The organism is Nonomuraea sp. PA05 (genome assembly GCF_008086045.1).
Classification (GTDB): Bacteria; Actinomycetota; Actinomycetes; order Streptosporangiales; family Streptosporangiaceae; genus Nonomuraea; species Nonomuraea monospora.
The window spans coordinates 148,049-164,873 of record NZ_VSEY01000009.1; the positions used below are offsets into that span (position 1 = coordinate 148,049).

At 73.3% G+C, this 16,825-nt stretch carries 15 protein-coding genes; 2 read left to right on the forward strand and 13 right to left on the reverse strand.

Going from position 1 to position 16,825, the window contains the following annotated elements:
• Positions 1–2: 2 nt before the first annotated feature.
• The 13 genes from FXF51_RS16440 to FXF51_RS16500 all read right to left on the reverse strand — a co-directional run bounded on the left by FXF51_RS16440 (position 3) and on the right by FXF51_RS16500 (position 14,710).
• Positions 3–1,004, reverse strand: coding sequence for a FecCD family ABC transporter permease (locus tag FXF51_RS16440; RefSeq protein WP_148435327.1), 1,002 nt, complete (start codon positions 1,002–1,004; stop codon positions 3–5).
• The gene (locus FXF51_RS16445) at positions 1,001–2,020 is read right to left on the reverse strand and encodes an iron-siderophore ABC transporter substrate-binding protein (protein ID WP_262379587.1); all 1,020 of its coding nucleotides are present in this window, start codon (positions 2,018–2,020) and stop codon (positions 1,001–1,003) included. The genes FXF51_RS16440 and FXF51_RS16445 overlap by 4 nt, the downstream gene beginning before the upstream one ends.
• 159 nt (positions 2,021–2,179) lie before the next feature.
• On the reverse strand, positions 2,180–2,449 hold the full coding sequence (locus tag FXF51_RS16450) for a WGxxGxxG family protein (protein WP_148435329.1): 270 nt from the start codon (positions 2,447–2,449) through the stop codon (positions 2,180–2,182).
• A 134-nt stretch (positions 2,450–2,583) separates the two neighbouring features.
• Complete coding sequence (locus tag FXF51_RS16455) at positions 2,584–3,432, reverse strand: lysophospholipid acyltransferase family protein (protein WP_222871312.1); 849 nt, start codon at positions 3,430–3,432, stop codon at positions 2,584–2,586.
• Positions 3,429–4,160, reverse strand: a complete 732-nt coding sequence (locus FXF51_RS16460; protein WP_148435330.1) for a GNAT family N-acetyltransferase — start codon at positions 4,158–4,160, stop codon at positions 3,429–3,431. The genes FXF51_RS16455 and FXF51_RS16460 overlap by 4 nt, the downstream gene beginning before the upstream one ends.
• Before the next feature lie 112 nt (positions 4,161–4,272).
• A complete protein-coding gene (locus tag FXF51_RS16465; protein ID WP_262379571.1) occupies positions 4,273–4,878 on the reverse strand; it encodes a hypothetical protein in 606 nt (201 codons plus the stop codon).
• A 19-nt stretch (positions 4,879–4,897) separates the two neighbouring features.
• A complete protein-coding gene (locus tag FXF51_RS16470) occupies positions 4,898–6,028 on the reverse strand; it encodes a WD40 repeat domain-containing protein (RefSeq protein WP_148435332.1) in 1,131 nt (376 codons plus the stop codon).
• A gap of 64 nt (positions 6,029–6,092) precedes the next feature.
• Positions 6,093–6,593, reverse strand: coding sequence for a GNAT family N-acetyltransferase (locus tag FXF51_RS16475; protein ID WP_148435333.1), 501 nt, complete (start codon positions 6,591–6,593; stop codon positions 6,093–6,095).
• Between the two features lie 60 nt (positions 6,594–6,653).
• Complete coding sequence (locus tag FXF51_RS16480) at positions 6,654–9,203, reverse strand: M14 family zinc carboxypeptidase (RefSeq protein WP_148435334.1); 2,550 nt, start codon at positions 9,201–9,203, stop codon at positions 6,654–6,656.
• Entirely contained in the window at positions 9,203–11,236 is a 2,034-nt protein-coding gene (locus FXF51_RS16485; RefSeq protein ID WP_148435335.1) for a M14 family zinc carboxypeptidase, read from the reverse strand. The genes FXF51_RS16480 and FXF51_RS16485 overlap by 1 nt, the downstream gene beginning before the upstream one ends.
• A gap of 50 nt (positions 11,237–11,286) precedes the next feature.
• Positions 11,287–12,345 carry an alpha/beta fold hydrolase gene (locus FXF51_RS16490; RefSeq protein ID WP_148435336.1) on the reverse strand — a complete coding sequence of 353 codons (1,059 nt, stop codon included), beginning with the start codon at positions 12,343–12,345 and terminating at the stop codon, positions 11,287–11,289.
• 81 nt (positions 12,346–12,426) lie between these two features.
• On the reverse strand, positions 12,427–13,227 hold the full coding sequence (locus tag FXF51_RS16495) for an IclR family transcriptional regulator C-terminal domain-containing protein (RefSeq protein ID WP_148435337.1): 801 nt from the start codon (positions 13,225–13,227) through the stop codon (positions 12,427–12,429).
• Positions 13,228–13,276: 49 nt separating this feature from the next.
• Complete coding sequence (locus FXF51_RS16500; RefSeq protein ID WP_148435338.1) at positions 13,277–14,710, reverse strand: amidohydrolase family protein; 1,434 nt, start codon at positions 14,708–14,710, stop codon at positions 13,277–13,279.
• Positions 14,711–14,868: 158 nt separating this feature from the next.
• On the opposite strand from FXF51_RS16500, the gene FXF51_RS16505 reads away from it, so the two are divergent.
• Positions 14,869–16,017 carry a CaiB/BaiF CoA transferase family protein gene (locus FXF51_RS16505; RefSeq protein ID WP_148435339.1) on the forward strand — a complete coding sequence of 383 codons (1,149 nt, stop codon included), beginning with the start codon at positions 14,869–14,871 and terminating at the stop codon, positions 16,015–16,017.
• Positions 16,010–16,816 (forward strand): citryl-CoA lyase, encoded by an 807-nt coding sequence (locus FXF51_RS16510; protein ID WP_148435340.1) that lies wholly within the window; start codon positions 16,010–16,012, stop codon positions 16,814–16,816. The genes FXF51_RS16505 and FXF51_RS16510 overlap by 8 nt, the downstream gene beginning before the upstream one ends.
• The last annotated feature ends 9 nt before the right edge of the window (positions 16,817–16,825 follow it).

The following is a 16,825-nucleotide window of genomic DNA, read 5'->3' on the forward strand; positions in this document are numbered from 1 at the left end:
GTTCACAGCTCCGCGAGGCGTCGGCGGCGGGCCAGGACGACGAAGAAGGGGCCGCCGACGAACGCCACCAGCAGGCCCGCCTGCACCTCGATCGGCGGCGCCACCATCCGGCCCAGGACGTCGGCGGCCAGCAGCAGGCACGGCCCCAGCAGCGCCGCCAGCGGCAGCAGCAGCCGGTGGTCGGCCTCGGAACGGCCGCCGCCCTTGGCCAGGGCGCGGGCCGCGTAGGGCACGACGAGCCCGACGAAGACGACGGGGCCGATGGCGGCGACGGCCGAGCCGGTCAGCAGCATCACGGCCGCCGCGCCCTGGAGGCGTACCAGGCCGACGCGGCGGCCCAGCCCTCTGGCCACGTCGTCGCCGAGCGCCAGGCTGTTGAGCGCGGAGCCGCAGAAGAGGGCGAGCGCCGCGCCTGCGGCCACGAACGGCAGGAGCTGCGGCAGCAGCTCGCCGCCCGCCCCCGACAGCGAGCCGGCCGACCAGAACCGGTACCTGCTCAGCGACTCCGGGTCCACCAGCACGAACGCGCTGGTGACGGAGCTGAGCAGGAACGTGGTGGCGACGCCCGCCAGCGCCAGCTTGACCGGGGTCATGCCGTCGCGGCCGAGCCCGGCCAGCGTGTACACGACCACGCTGGCCACCAGCGCCCCCGCGAACGCGAACCAGACGAACCCGGCGGGCGCCGCCACCCCGAACACGCCGATGGCCAGGACGACGGCGAACGCGGACCCGGCGCTGACGCCCAGCACGCCGGGGTCCGCGAGGGGGTTGCGGGTGAGCGCCTGCATGAGAGCGCCGGACAGGCCGAGCGCCGCCCCGGCCAGGATGCCGACCAGGGTGCGCGGGACGCGTACGGACCAGATGACGTCCAGGACGTCCTGGTCGCCCGCCGTTCCTGCGAGCGCGGCGGCCACCTGGTCGAGCGGGATGGCGCGGGCGCCGAGCGAGAGCGACAGCAGGCACACCGCGAGCAGCGCGACGACGGCCGCCGCGAGCGCTTTCACGAGGTCGTCTTGGTGGCCGGGTCGCCGTCCACGGCGGCGGCCAGCCGCGGGACGAGCGTGTCGAGCACGTACGGGAGGCTGAGCACGGTGAGGAAGGCGACTGCGTCGCTGGGCGGCGTGCCCTCGGGCAGGTAGACCTCGCGGCCCTGCTTCACCACGTCGAGCGCCTTGTAGACGGTGTCGCCGTGCAGGGTCTCCTCGCCCTTGGCGACGTCCGTGACGCTCCAGACGATCACGCCGGTGTCGAGCAGGTCGAGCCGTTCCCGGCTGATGTTGGCGCCGAACTTGTCGCCGATGGCCTGGTCGAGGTTGGCGGGGAGCTGGAAGCCGAGCGAGCCGAGCAGGCGGTTGCGCGGGTCCTGGCTGCCGAAGATGAAGTAGCCCTCGTAGAGGGTGGCCATGAGGCCGGTCTGGCCGGCGAACTCGGGGTGCTTGGCGCGCTCCTCGGCGAAGCGGTCCTCGACCTGCTTGACCAGGCTTTCGGCCTCGGCGGCCTTGCCGACGGCGGTGCCGACCCGCTTGGTGACCTCCTGCCACGGGATGCCGTAGTCGATGTACTCCTTGGGCTGGGCCACGGTCGGCGCGATCTTGGAGAGCGTCTCGTACTGTTCCTTGGTCAGCCCGGAGTACAGGGCCAGGATCAGGTCGGGGTTGAGCGCGGCGATCTTCTCGAACTGGGGGCCGCTGCCGGTGTCCTTGAGCACCTGGGGGCGGGCGGCGCCGCCGAGCTTGGCCTCGGCCCAGGGGCCGATCGCGCCGGGGTACTCGCCGAACCACTCGGTGGTGCCGACCGGGACGATGCCGAGGGCGAGCAGCGAGTCCTGCTCCAGCAGGCCGACGGTGACGACGCGCTCGGGGGCGGCCGGGATGGTGGTGTCGCCGTACTTGTGCGGCAGCGTCACGGGGAAGGCCGCTGACGCGCCGGACGAGGACGCCTGGGGCGCCGGTGTGGCGGCGGGCGGGGTGGAGCCGCAGCCCACGATGGTGATCAGGACGAGCGCCACGAGGGCGAGCACGCGGGTCAAGGACGACTCCTCGGAAGGTAAGGCCACACTAAATAAGGGGAGCCTAACCTTATATGGGAAGCCGATCAAAGTGGTGACACGGCCGACCTGCCGGCAGCCGTGTCACCCGGTGGAGACGCACCCCGGCCCGCAGGCCGGGGCCGGGCCCTGTTACGGGCGCGTGGTGCGGTGCGGGATGTGCTCTGCGGTGCCGACGTGGTTGCGCTGCTTACGCATGCCGGCCATACCCAGCAGGCCGAGCAGGCCAAGCAGGCCCCACAGGCCGGCGTTGCCGCCGCCCTCGTCCCTGTTGTTGTCCTGCGGTGCCGGTGTCACCTGGCTCTGCGCGACCGGCTCGACAGGCGTGTCCGCCGTTGCCGCGGCGGCCGGTACTAGCGTCAAGAAGAACGCCAGGCCCAGCCCGGTGAGCGTCTTGCGCATTGGGTTCCCCCGATCCGGCGGTCTCGATTCAACCGCGGAGACCGCCTATCACGCCTTCCCTGACGAAGGCTTCCGATAGCGGGGCGATCTCCAGATCCCCTGCTAAAGGGCCATCTACCATCGAGATGGCCGCATCAAACGCCTTCTCCTTCGAGGTGGCGGCCCGGGACGCCCGCACGTACGCGTGCCTCGGAGATTCCGGCCAGTTCCGCTCTCGCACGCGGGCCGCCGGAACCGGGCTCGGGCCGTACCGGAGGCAGCAGCGTCACCTCCACGACCAGGTCGCGCGTGGCGGTCACCCGCAGCAGCGACGCGAGCAGCGAGTCGTCGCCGACGAAGCAGGCGCGGGTGGAGGGCAGCGGCCCCTCGCGGTAGCGCAGCGTGGCGGGCCTGACGGCGGCCCCCGCGTCGATCGCCGCCTGGAACACGGCGGGACGGAACCCGCCCATCTCCCGCCCGCACCACGTGGTTCCCTCGGGGAAGGCGACCACCGTGTCCCCCGCCCTGAGCGCGCCGGCCACGGCGGCCACCGCGGACGGCAGCGCCATGAGCCGCTCCCTGTCGATGAACAGCGCCCCGGCCCCCGCCACCAGGGTCCTGATCACCGGCCACCCGGCGACCTCCTGCTTGGCGAGCGGCCTGGACGGCACCGTGGCGGCGACGACCAGCGGATCGAGCCAGGAGACATGGTTGGCCACGACCAGCTCACCGGCACCACCTGTCCCGTGAACCTCCAGGCGGATCCCGAGCGCGCGCAGCATCAGCAGCGCCCACAGCCTCGTGAGCCGCGCCCGGGTGAACGAGCGGGCGACGAGCGCCACGGGCACGCCGCCCAGCACCACCGTGACCGCGGCCAGCAGCCGGGCCGCGCGCCGGACGCGGCCCACTGCGGAGGCCGGGTCCCCGATGCAGGCCGCGGGCGTGCACGGCCCCATGGGGCGCCACGGGTTGAGCCGCGCGGCGGGCGGCAGGACGGTGCTCACAGCGGCTCGCCGAGGAAGTAGCGCAGGTAGCGGGCGTTGACGTTGGCCATGGACAGCAACATGAAGAAGTCGGCCGTGCCGAAGTCCGCGTCGTGCGCGGGCTCCCCGCACACCCACGACCCCAGCCGCAGGTAGCCGCGCAGCAGCGGCGGCGGCACGAACCGGTCGGGCGGCGCCGCCCGGCCCGGCCGCCACGGCGTGCGCGGGCGCACCCGGTGCTCCTCGGGGCCGAGCGGCACCCGCTCCATCACGGCGGCGGCCAGCGCGCCCCCGTCGTCGAGCGGCACCGAGCAGCAGCCCGCCAGCCACTGGTGGCCGCCCGAGACCATGTAGCGGGCGATGCCCGCCCACATCAGGGCCACCACCGCGCCGTCCCGGTGGTCGGGGTGGACGCAGGTGCGGCCGGCCTCCACCAGCCCCTTCCTGATGGGCCGCAGGTTCGCCAGGTCGAACTCGGCGTCGGAGTAGAGCCGCTCGGCGCGCCCTGGCGGCAGCAGCCGGTACGTCCCCACGACCTCGTCCCCTGCCCGGACGAGGAGATGGTCGCAGTAGGCGTCGAACCGGTCGGCGTCGAGGCCGGAGACGGGGCTGTCGAGCCGCGCCCCCAACTCCCCGGCGAAGACCGCGTATCGCAGCCGCTGGGCCGCCTGGAGGTCGGCGGCGCTGGTGGCCATGCCGACCGTGTACCTACCGGTGTCAAGAGAGCCGGTGCCAAGAGAGATCGTCATGGGCGCGCGTCCTTCCCTGAAGGGTCCTCGCGCCAATGTCGACATGCGGACATGACATCCACGTCTCACGTTGGGGGCAGCCAGGCGACCTGGAGAAAAAATCGTCCGACGGTCAGCCCGGCGCGTCCAGTTCGGCGGCCCGCCGCAGGTCCTTGGGACGGCCGATGGCGCGGCGCATCCGGATCAGGTCCTCCCGTGAGGCGTAGTGAACCTCCAGGCCGCCGGGGCCGGACGCGGTGAGCGCGCGGCCGAGGAACTCGCGGGCGTCGAGGTCCCCCCAGGGGAGCGCCGGGGTGCAGCAGTCGCCACCGGCTCCGGTCGCGGTGAACTCCACCTTGGGGCGCAGGAACGACTCGGGGCGCAGCGGCAGCGCGTCGCCCTTCTCGCCGGTGAGCCGGGCGTCCACGGAGGCGAAGGCGGCCGCCAGGGCGGGGGCGTGGGCGGGGTCGCCGTCCCAGAGCAGGTCGAGGTCGCCGGTCAGCTCGGTGGAGCCGTGCATGATGCCGGCGACCTGCCCGATCACCACGGCCCGCACGCCGTTGCGGTGGAGGGCTTCGAGCAGGGGGAACGGGTCGAAGCCGCGGGCGCCGTCCGTGCCGATGGTGCCGGTGTCGTCGTCGGCGTCCTGGTGGCCCAGGCCGGTCCCGGTCCTGTTCCCTGCCAGTTCGCGGATGCGGTGGGCGGCGGTGCTGAGTCGTCGCAGTGGATCATCGAACATCCGCCACATTCAACACCGTTCACCAGGCCGCGCGCGGCGGTTCGCCCTTCTGCGGGGCGATCGGGACCGAGGTGGCGGTGCCGTCGGCGAGAGTGACCCGGTGGGCGCGCCCGCCGTGCACGTACAGGAGGTGCTCGCCCGTCCCCTCGACGCTGAAGCGCAGGCTCAGCGACGCGCCGGGCGGCAGCTCGGGCCGGGCCAGGACGCGCGCGGGCCCGCCCGACACGGCGACGCGCTCGACGGTGTGCCCGGCCGCGTAGATCAGCGCGGCACCGTCGGGGGTGTGGGCGACGGACTCGATCAGCCGGACGCCCTCGGCGTTCATGACGGTCCTGGAGGTGGCGCCCTCCAGGACGGTGCCCGCGCGGGTGAGGTCGAGCACGGCGATGGCCCGGCCACCCGTCACGTACGCGAGCGACCGGCCGTCCGGCGCCCAGGACAGGCCGCTCACCATCGAGTGCGTCTTCGTCGTCCAGTCCCTGCGCCGGCCGGTGGCGACGTCGAGCACCGAGATCTTGGCGCCGCCGCCGAGCAGCGGCGTGGCGTAGGCCAGCCGGGTGCCGTCGGCGCTCAGCGCCAGGTCGTAGATCAGGCGCAGCTCGTCGGGGCCGGTCTGCGTGACGGCCACCGGCTCGCCCGGCCGCCCGTCCTCGCCGAGCCGCACCAGGAAGAAGACGATGGCCGGGTCCCGGCGGCCGGTCCAGCCGGCGATGGCGAACGTGCGGTTGTCCCGGGCGGCGGCCACGAGGTGCCAGGAGCTCTCGACGCCGGGCGGGAGCGGCACGTCCGCGACGAACTCGCCGGTCTCCGCGTCGTGGACGGCGGGCTTGACCGGCGTCTGCCCGGCGGTCTTCGAGTCGCGGGGGAAACGGGCGACGGGGGCTCCCGCCGAGACGAAGAACCGGGGCTCGCCCGTCGGCGCGAGCGGCGCTCCTGTCGCCATGGGGTCGGCCAGGGAGGTGGCCGGCGGGTAGGGGTGGTGGACGGCGGGGCCCGTGGTCCGGTGCCCGGGCTCGGGCGGCATCGTCGTGGACGACGACGGCGACGGCGCGCCCACCAGCGCGACGCGGTCCGTGGCTGGATCCGCGCAGGCGGAGGACAGGAGTGCCAGGGCTAAACCGGCCAGGACGACGGACGGTGAAGTGCGCATGTCACGATCATCGTATGAACGCGGCGGCATCGCCACCGCCGGAAGTGGCGATGCCGCGCCCGGTCTAGCCCGCGGTGAAGGAGATCCACACGTCAGGCGGCACGTCGGGCCGGTTCGGCACGGCCAGCCGCTCCTCCGTCCACGCGGCCCCGGCGACCTCCGTGGCCACCCGCCGCCAGAACGCGACGGCGCCCGCGTTCGAGTCCTGGAAGGCGACCCGCCACGGGCCGGGATGGCGGGAGATCACCTCGCGCACGACGGTCGTCCCGACGCCGGACCTGCGCGCGCCGCGTACCACGAAGAAGCTGTTCAGCACCCGGGCGGGCCCGGACAGCGCGCGCACGAACGCGAACCCGACCGGCGAGTCGCCGCTGGTGAACAGGTAGGCCGCCCAGTCGTCGTGGGTGAGCGCCGAGCGCAGCCGGTCGCTGTGGTAGGTGCCGTCGGCGCTGGGCAGGCCGCCCTGGAAGTCGGCCATGTCATGGCGGAACATGAGCCAGAGGCGTTCGATCGCGGGGCGGTCGGCGGCCGTCAACGGCCGCACGGTCACATTGATTGTGGTCATGAAAACGACTTTCCGGCCGGGAGCGAACCCGGCCGGAAAGGTAGAACATAGCAGGTTCGATCATGGAGTGCCGACGGCGGCCCCCGTCACCGAGGACGACCAGTACAACGCCCTGGCCACCTGCGCGAACAGGCCCTTGGGATGGTTGCGGAACATCGGCTCGGTGCCGAACAGCACCACGGCCGCGCCCCGCTCGTCCCTGCCGCTGACGACGGCCGCCTGCCCTCTGGCGTCCTCCTGGCCGCCGCCCGAGCCGTCGTCCCTGGGCCGCCAGTGGCCGGCGACCAGCGGGCCGTCCGCCGCGTACGACTGCTCGACCGTGACCTCGGCGCCGAGGCCGGTGAACCAGAGCGGCGAGTACACGAACGAGTACGCGGGCAGGTCACCGTTCGCGGACACGGTGCGGACCACGCCGTTGCCGTCGCTGTTGCCCGCGACCGTGGTGGCGGTGAGCAGACCGGCCGCGGTGTTGAAGGTCGCGCCCGTCCGGCCCCGGGTGATGACGCCGCCGGTGGCGAGGAACGCGTCGAGCGCCGTCCTGGCCGCCGGGTTGAGCCCCGCGTGACTGAGGCCGCTGGAGACGTACAGGACGTCCGTGCCGCTCCAGTCGAAGCCCGCGTTCAGCACGCCGGTGGAGACGGGCGTGACGGCGAAGCCCAACTCGCGCAGCGTGAACAGCTCGTCGGCGGACGCGGCGGCGGCGACGCGCACCGGCGCGAGCGGGACGCCGGTGGTCGGCCCCCCGGCGGTGAAGGCGACGCCGTAGCGGTCGGCGACGGCCCTGGCGGCCTGCCTGGCGGAGGCCGGGACGATCGCCCCGCCGCTCCCCCACGTCACCGCGACGCCCTGGGCGAGCAGGTCGTTGAGCGCCCTGACCTCCTTGGCGTCGGTGACGCGCAGCGCGAGCGGGCCGGGGGTGCGCGGCACGGAGCCGGTCGGGGCGGCGGCCTTGACCGGCTCGGTACGCGCCCGCAACGACTCGACCGGCTCGACCGTGGCGCCCCACAGCAGGGCGTGGCTCCAGCCGGAGATGTCGTACATGGCGCCGACCCTGGGTGAGATGTCCGCGCCCGGCTCCAGCATGACGTTGGCCAGGCCGCGTTTCGGCTGGCGCATGTCCACGACGTACGAGCCCGCCGGGTACGTCCTGCCGCCCGAGCGGAACGCGGACTCGGCCCGCTCGACCCGCACGTCGTTCGCGATCAGATGGTCGACCAGGCGGGCGGCGGCCGTGGCCGAGCGCTGCCCGGCCCCGGACGGGATGACGTACCCGCGCGGGAACGTGGTGGTGTAGACGTCCTCGGGCCCGAAGCCGGGCACGATGCCGAGCGGCACGACCTTCGACGGCTCGCCCGCCGCGCCGCGCCTGAACACCTCGATCTGGTCGGCGATCAGCCGGTCGTGCCTGGCGCGCACGAAGCCGTAGGTGGCGCGCACGGCGGCGGCGGCCACGTCGGTGTTGATGGCCGAGCGGCGGCGCAGCTCCTCGACCGGCTCGGTGCTGTAGGCGGGCTCGTTGACGTCGAGGGGGATCTCCACGGTGTGCGCGGCGACCGTGCCGTGGAAGGGGGCGTACTGCGGGGTGAAGATGGGCGGCCAGTCGTCCCAGCCGTCCGTGGAGTCGCGGAACGGGATCTGCACCGGCTCCACGCCGTCCTTCTGCGGGGTGTAGCCGAGCGCGTTGACGGCGGCCTCCATGCCCAGGCCGTTGGCGTAGGTGTGGGTGATGAACAGGTCGTACTCGTAGTTGGCGCCGTGCGGCGGGGTGGTCGGCTCGATGAGCGTGCCGTTGACGTAGCCGTGCAGGTCGAGCAGGGCGACCGGCTGGGTGTCCATGATCGCCTGGCGCATGGCGCGCGCCTCGGGCTGGGAGGCGGTGACGAAGTCGCGGTTCAGGTCGAAGCCGGCGCCGTTCTGGCGCACGCCGTTGACGCGGCCGTCGGGGTTGGCGGTGACGTTGAAGTACAGGCGGGTGCGGGCGAGCAGGGCCGCGACCGCCGGGTCGGTGCTGGTGGCGAGCTGCTCGATGGTACGCAGGGAGGCGTCCGTGCCCTCCCACTCGTTGCCGTGGATGTTGGCGTTGACGAAGATCGGCGCCTTGTACCGCGCGGCCAGGCCGCGGTCCCTGGCGGCGGCGGCCGGGTCGTTCTCGATGCGCTCGCGGATGCGGGCCTGCTCGCGGGCCCGCGCGGCGCTCTCCGGCTCGGTGACGGTGACGAGGTAGAGGTCGCGGCCCTGGTACGAGCGGCCGATGATCTCCGCGCTGACCCGGTTGCTGCGCCGCTGCAGCTCGTTGAGCCTGGGCGCGATGCCGTGGTACGGCACCAGGCCCAGCTTGATCGAAGAGTCGGCCGGGTTCTCCGGCGGCAGCGGCAGGCGGGTCTGCCGCGGGTAGCCGCGGTCGTGGGAGTGCCCGTACGGCTGCGCCTCAGGAAGGGCGGCGGCGTCGAGGGCGGCCGCCTGCTCGGGCACGCCCGCGGCGACGTCGTTGCGCTCGGGACCGTTGCCGAAGTCCCGCGCGGGCGGGGCCGACGGGCCGGGAGCGGCGGAGGCGGGCGAGGGGACGGCGAGGAAGGCGACCGCGAGGGCCGCGGCCAGGAGGCGGCGCATCAGCGCTCCCTGTAGTCGGCGGCGATCCCGATGAGCGAGATCAGGCCGGAGGCGAACTCCATCGCCTCCGCGTGGCCCTCCTCGAACGGCGGCTGGAAGCCGACGCCCTCCCACGTGCCGGTCGCCGGGTTCCACAGGTCGGCGCCGACCTCGAAGTCCCAGCCGTAGACGCCGTAGTCGTACCAGAGCTCGTCGGCGGAGTTCCCGGCCGCCGAGTACAGCACGTCCGTGACGGGCCCGGTCTGCTGCGGCCAGATGACGGTGCCGCGCTCGGCGGCGATGGCCTGCTCGATGGTGCGGGCCGAGCGCAGGAAGTAGGCCAGCTCCTGCTCCGTGGGCCTGGGCAGGGTCACGCGGCCGTCCAGCTTGTACGCGCCGGGAGGCCACATGAAGAAGCCGCCGTAGCTGTGCACGTTCATGGCGAAGCGGATGTTGCGGTACTTCTGCGCCAGCCAGATGACGTTGCGGCTCTCGGGCTCGGAGTGCTCGCCGGGGCCCGCGTACGTGCCGCTCTGGCAGTTGGCCGAGGCGCCGAAGTAGCCGTCGGTCAGCGAGCCGACGGCGTAGTTGCGGTTGACGTCCACGCCCCACGTGTTGCGCAGCGCCGGGTCGGACTGCTGCGCCGGGCAGTGGTTCGTCATGTTCTTCCGCTGGGAGTTGAAGTCGTAGAAGCTGTAGTTCGCGCCGTCGGGGTTGACGGTCGGCACGATGAAGATGTCGGTGCGCTCCAGCAGCCGGCGCGTGGCCCTGTCGCGGGCGTAGTTGCGCAGCAGCCGCTCGGCCGCCTCGATCGTGACCAGCGGCGTCACCCATTCCCTGGCGTGCTCCTGGGAGTAGGCGAGCACGCCGGTGCGCGAGCCGTCGCGGCGCTCGCCGATGCGCAGCGCGAGCACCTGCGCGGGCGCGCGGGAGACGTCGGCCGGGGCGTTGAGGAAGTCGTCGAGCTGGACGGCCGGCGCGGGCGCCAGCACGCCCGCCCCCGGGTCGGTGCGGTAGAGGGAGGCCCTGACCGGGATGCCGGGCACGGCGTTGACGGCCGCGACCACCTGGGCGGCGGTGCTGACCGCCGTGCCTGAGCCGTCGGTGGCCAGGCTGACGGTGATCAGCTTGCCGTTGACGGTGACCTGCAGCGGCCGGTCGGGCGTGCCGGGCGTGACCAGCTCGACGGACAGGTCGTTGCCGCCCTCGGAGCCGTACGCGGCCGAGGTGAACACGACGGCGGCGCCGGGCGGCGTGCCGATCAGCGCCTGGGCGTGCCTGCGGTAGCCGTTCGTCCTGTACGGCAGCGCGATCAGGTCGGTGAGCCTGGGGAACTGCCGGTGCAGCGCCTTGATGCGCTCGTTGAGCTGGGCCGGCGGCATGTACTGAGTGACGAAGTCCTTCTGGTAGCCGCGGCCGGTGTGGCCGGGGCGTTCGCCGTCGGGCCATTCCCTGACCCGGGCGTCCGCCTTGCCGCCGCCGGTGGAGGTGACGGTGATCCGCTGCGGCTGGTCGCCGGCCGGGACGGGGGTGCTGAACTGGTGTCCCAGGTACGCGCCGGCGTCCACGTACGCGATCATCTCCGCCTGGCCGGTCGTGCCGCGCCTGCCCTGCCAGGTGACGGTGAGCGTGGCGGCCTGGGCCGCGCTGCTGCTGGCCTCGACGGACAGGAAGTACCCGTCGCGGGACTTGAACCAGACCGCCCGCTCGACCACGATCTGGTCCTGCTGCGTGGCGGTGGTGGCCTTGCGGGCCGCCTGCGGCGCCTGCCCGGACGCCTTGGTCACGCCCTCGGGCAGGGTGGCGAGCTGGCTCGGGGTGAGGACCGCGTCGACGCGGACGCTGCCGTCCGCCTGCGGGCGGACCCGTTCGGTGAGGTCGGCGCCGGAGGCGACCAGCCGCTCCATGGCGGCCGCGTCCGGCACGGACAAGGTGACCAGGGAGACCGGCTCGGGGTCGGCCGGTCCGGCGACCGCCGGGATCGATGGCGCCGGTGCCAGGAATGCCGTGACGGCGATCAGCAGAACGACCGTGGACGCCCGTAAGCCATGCATGTGCCCCTCCAGGAAGATCCCTTCTGGGGCTCATTGAAAGCCGACAATCCTCAACCGGCAAGACCCAGGAAATTCACCACCTCCCGGACGAACCGCCCCCTGCCGCGTTCGGCGCGGTCGAGATGCACGTAGTGCGTCGCCTCCGGCAGCTGCACCTCGCGCACGTCACGGGCGTGCACGAGGTGCTCGCGCAGCATCGCCACGTCCTGCGGGCGGCTCCAGAAGTCGCGTTCGCTGCGCACGATGAGCGTGCGGGCGGTGATCGTGCCCGCGTCCCAGAGCTGGCGGCCGGTCGCCAGGGAGAAGCTGTCCTCCATGGCGCCGGAGGGGGCGCGGAAGCTGGGCGGCGTGCGGGTGCCGCTGGTGGGGTCGGAGGCGAGCGCCGCCTTGACATAGGCGTCGACCACGGCCGGGTCGCGCCACGTGCTCTTGTCCTGGGCCGGGATGCTGCTGTCCCACGACGGCAGCAGGCCGGCGCCGGTACTGAAGCGGTAGGCGCCGTAGCGGGCGGCGTTGAAGCGGCCCGGGTGCGCCGGGTCCTCGTTGTCGCTGCCGCGGCCCAGCGTGGGGTGGCCGTCCACGGGGCCGTACAGGGTGTTGTAGAGGACGAGGTGGCTGACCCGGCCGGGGTCGGCGGCGGCGTACTGGCCGAACCAGTGGGCTCCGGTCGCCCAGCCGAGCAGCGCGACCTCGCCCTCGGGGGCGATCCTGTCCACGACGGCGGCGATGTCGCGGACCACCTCGTCGGAGCGGACGGCGGGCCGGTTCTGCTCCGGCGGACGGGACAGGGCCGCCGGGCGGGTCGAGCCGCCGTAGCCGCGGGCGTCCATGACGTAGACGCGGTGGCCTGCGCGGGCCAGGTCCTCGGCCAGCGAGCCGCCGGGGACGCGCAGGTCGAAGCTGGCCACACCCGGGACGCGGGCGCCGTGCAGCAGCAGCACCGGCGGCCGGCCGCGCCCGGCGCCCTGGACGCTCACCTCGCGGACGGCGATCCGCACGCCGGGGTCGCTCGTGACCTGGAAGTCCGAGCGTTTCACCTGGTCGCGGGGCTCGGCCCCGAGTGACATGGCGGTGACCAGGCTGATGACGGTGTTGAGGATCAAACGCATGGCCCGATCCTGCCGCCGGGCGGGCCGGTGTTCCGGATTCAGCTCATCATCGAGTGCGATTGATATCCGGAACGGAGGTAATCAGGAGGCGGTCACGTGTGGCACCGCCTCGTACGCCGCCCAGTCCGCGCTGATCGCGCCCGCCGTCTTCAGCAGCAGCGGCAGGTGCTCCTCGGTGAGCTTGTCGATGGAGGTCTCGGCGGCGTGCGCGTTGACGTTCACCGCCGCGATCACGTTGCCGAGACCGTCGCGCAGCGGCGCCGCCACCGACCTGATGCCCAGCGCGAGCTGCTGGTCGGTGACCGCCCAGCCCTTGGCCCGCACCGCGCGCAGCGCCGCCTCGCGCTCCTTGGCGTCCGGCCGCCAGCACGGCTCGATGCCGGAGCGGCTCGGCTCCGACAGCACCCGCTCCACCTCCGCCGGCGGCAACGCCGCCAGCAGCACCTTGCCCAGGGACGTCTGCAGCGCCGGGAACCGGGTGCCGATCTGCACCGACAGGGCGACGATCTTCGGGACGGAGACCCTGGCGACGTAGACGATGTCGCAGCCGTCGAGCTGCGCGATCGAGGACGACTCGCGCGTCTGCGTGACCAGCCGCTCCAGGTGCGGCCTGGCCACCTCCCACAGGCCCATCGAGCGCACGTACGACACGCCCAGCTCCAGCACCCGCGGCGTGAGCGCGAACCCGCCCTGCTCGGGCCTGGCGTACCCCAGCTCCTGGAGGGTGAGCAGGATGCGGCGGGCCGTGGGGCGGGCCAGGCCGGCGGCCGTCGCCACGTCGGTCAGCGACATGACCGGGCGGCCCGGCTGAAAGGCCCTGATGACGTCGAGGCCGCGGGCCAGCGCCTCGATGAAGTCAGGTCCGGTCTCACCACGTGCCATCTACGTCCCCGCTCGCTTCTGGATCTGCTTGATCCGACTTTAGGGGCTGCTACAGGCGGTGGGTGGAGTCGCTGCGGTAGTCGGTGTACGTGTACGGGTTGTCGAGCACCTTCGTCGTGGGGATGTCCGGGTTCATGCCCTTCTCCCATGCTTCCTCCCCCATCTCGCCCTTGAGGTACTCGACCGTGCGCTCGACCCCGGCGCGGGCGGCGGCCAGGTCGATGCCGACCAGCCGGTGCTCGTGCTTGACCACCCGCCCGTTCACCAGCACGGTGTGCACGTCGCCGCGCTGCGCCTGGAACGCGACGTGCCCGAACGGGTTGAGCAGCGGGAACGACACCGGTGACGTGTCGTTCTTGATCAGCACGAGGTCGGCCTTCCGGCCCGGCGCGAGGGTGCCGAGGTCGGCGCGGCCGATGGCGGCGGCGCCGCCCCGGGTGGCCCAGTCCACGACCTGGTCGGAGCGCAGCGCGCAGTGCGTGACCGTCTCGCTCTTGGCGTGCGCCTCCAGGTGCTCGCGGGAACGGTCGGCGCCGAGCGTGGCCCGCATGGCGGAGAACAGGTCGCCGCTCCACCAGACGCTGGTGTCCATGGACAGCGACACCGGGATGCCGTGGGCGCGGATCGCCCACGTGGGCGGGTAGCCCTGGCCCGCGCTCTGCTCGCTCTCCGTGGAGACCGAGACGGAGCCGCCGGTGGCCGCGATGCGGTGGTAGGAGTCGGCCGACAGCGAGGCGGCGTGCACGTAGATCGTGCCGGGGGCCATGAAGCCGTGCTCGTACATCAGCCGGATGCCGTCGTCGCCGGTGGCGCCCCACACGCCGGCGTGCGTGGTGACCGTGACGCCGAGGTCGCGGGCGACCTCGAAGGCGGGCAGCTCGGGGAACGACGGGTCGCCGAGCACGTCGAAGGCCATCTGGAAGCCGAGCATGCCGTCGCCGGTGATCCTCCTGCGGACGAAGTCGCGGAACTCGGGCGCCGTCGCCCACTCGGCGGGCGGCTGCTGGATGTTGCCGTAGGCGAGCACGTACCGGCCCGGCACGGCCCGCAGCGCGTCGGCGGCGGCGTCGGCGTGGTCGGGGGTGCGCAGGCCGTGCGACCAGTCCACGACGGTGGTGACGCCGGCGTCGAGGGCCTCGATGGCGGCCAGCGTGTTGCCCGCGTGCACGTCCTCGGGCCGGAACAGCCTGCCGTGCTCCAGGTAGAACCAGACGAAGTACTGGGTGAGCGTCCAGTCGGCGCCGTAGCCGCGCAGCGCGGTCTGCCACATGTGCCGGTGCGTGTCGATCATGCCGGGCATGACGATGCCGCCGGAGGCGTCGATCTCGGCGGCGCCCTCGGGGGCCTCCAGCCGGGGGCCGACGGCGGCGATCGTGTCCCCCGTGACGAGGACGTCCGTGTCGGGCAGCACACGGCGGCCGTCCATGGGCAGCACGGTGCCGCCGCGCAGGACCAGGGGGCGTCCGGCCTGGAAGTCGTTCATGACACGCTCCTCGTTTGCGAACGAACGTCCGCTGTACAGTCACCGCCACTGTGATGAGCCCGTCGATGCCTGTCAAGGCGGTTGACGACGGCGATGGTGCGTGCTGTGATCGCTTGGGCGGACGTTCGTCCGTCATGCGGACGCGAGGTGGGAGCTGGATGACTGACGGGCCTCTGTCCGGCGTGCTGGTGGCCGACTTCTCCAGGATCCTGGCCGGGCCGTACGCGACGATGCTGCTGGCCGACCTGGGCGCCGACGTGATCAAGGTGGAGGGGCCGCGCGGCGACGACACCCGGACCTGGACGCCGCCCGCGCGCGGCTCGACGTCCACCTACTATCTCGGCGTCAACCGGGGCAAGCGGTCCATCGCGCTCGACCTGCGCGACGACGGCGACGCGCGGCTCGCCAGAGAGCTGGCCCGGCGCGCGGACGTGCTCGTGGAGAACTTCCGGCCCGGCGGGCTGGCCAAGTACGGGCTCGACCACGCGGCCGTCGCCGCCGGCAACCCCGGTGTCGTGTACGCCTCGATCAGCGGGTTCGGGTCGGGGGCCGGAGCGCGGGTGCCCGGCTACGACCTGATGGTGCAGGCCATGTCGGGGCTGATGAGCCTGACCGGGGAGCCGGACGGGCCGCCGTACCGGGCCGGCATCTCCGTGTTCGACGTGATGGCGGGCAACCACGCCGTCATCGGCGTCCTGGCCGCCCTGCGGCACCGCGACACCACTGGGCGCGGCCAGCATGTCGAGGTGAACCTGATGTCGTCGGCGCTGACAGGGCTGGTCAACCAGAGCTCGGCGTACGTGGCCGGGGACGTGGTGCCGTTCCGGATGGGGAACGCGCATCCGAGCGTGTTCCCGTACGAGCCGCTGCCCACCGCCGACCACGAGCTGATCGTGGCCGCGGCCAACGACGGGCAGTTCAGGAAGCTGTGCGAGGTGCTCGGGATCCCCGAGGTCGCCGACGACCCGCGGTTCGCGCGCAACGCCGACCGTACGGCGCGGCGCGAGGAGCTGCGGCCGCTGCTCGTCGAACGGCTCGTCACCCGGGGCGCGGACGAGTGGTTCGCGCTGCTGGTGGAGGCTGGGGTGCCGAGCGGGCCGATCAACACCATCGACGGCGGGTTCGCGGTGGCGGAGCGGTTCGGGCTGGAGCCGGTCGTGGTGGTGGGCGAGGGGGAGCGGGCGGTGCCGACGACCCGGCATCCGATCCGGTTCTCCGAGACGCCCGCCGGGTATGCGCTGCCGCCGCCCGAACTGGACGAGCACGGTGCCGAGCTGCGTAAGTGGCTGGAGGGCGGACATGGGTGACTACCCGACCGCGCTCGGAGCCTCCTCCCCCGAGGAGATCACCCTGCTCGGGCACGACCTCGCCACGGACGTGATGGGCGAGGTGGGCTTCGGCGAGCTGGCGTTCTGGCTGGCCACCCAGCGCAGGCCCGCCCCCGGCGAGGTGCGGGTCTTCGAGGCCGTGCTGGCCGCCCTCGCCGATCACGGGTTCACGCCGACCGCGATCGTGACCCGGCTGACGTACCTGTCGGCGCCCGACTCCGTACAGGGCGCCCTGGCGGCCGGGCTGCTCGGCGGCGGCTCGCGCTTCCTCGGCGTCACCGAGGACTGCGGCCGCTTCCTCAACGACGTGGTCGCCGGACGCGACCCGCTGCCGTGCGACGACTCAGGCTGGGACGCCCTCGCCCTGGACACCCTGCGCGCCCGGCGCGAGTCGGGACGGCTCGTGCCGGGGCTCGGCCACCACGTGCACAAGGACGGCGACCCGCGCACGCCGCGGCTGTTCGAGATCGCGGCGGAGGAAGGGCTGTTCGGCCCGCACCTGTCGCTGTTCTCCGCCATCGGCCGGGTGCACCCGCGCGTGCTCGGCCGCACGCTGCCGCTGAACGGCGCAGGGGCGTGCGGGGCCGCGCTCGCCGACCTGGGGCTGCCGCTGGAGCTGCTGCGCGGCTTCGCGCTGCTCGCCAGGACCGCCGGGCTGATCGGCCAGCTCGCCGAGGAGCTGCGCCGGCCGGTCGCCAACGAGATCTTCCTGTCCGTGGACCTGAACAACCGGTCCGTCCCGCCCGAGCCTTACCCCGATGGAGGCCCGCATGGCTGAGCTCGTCGA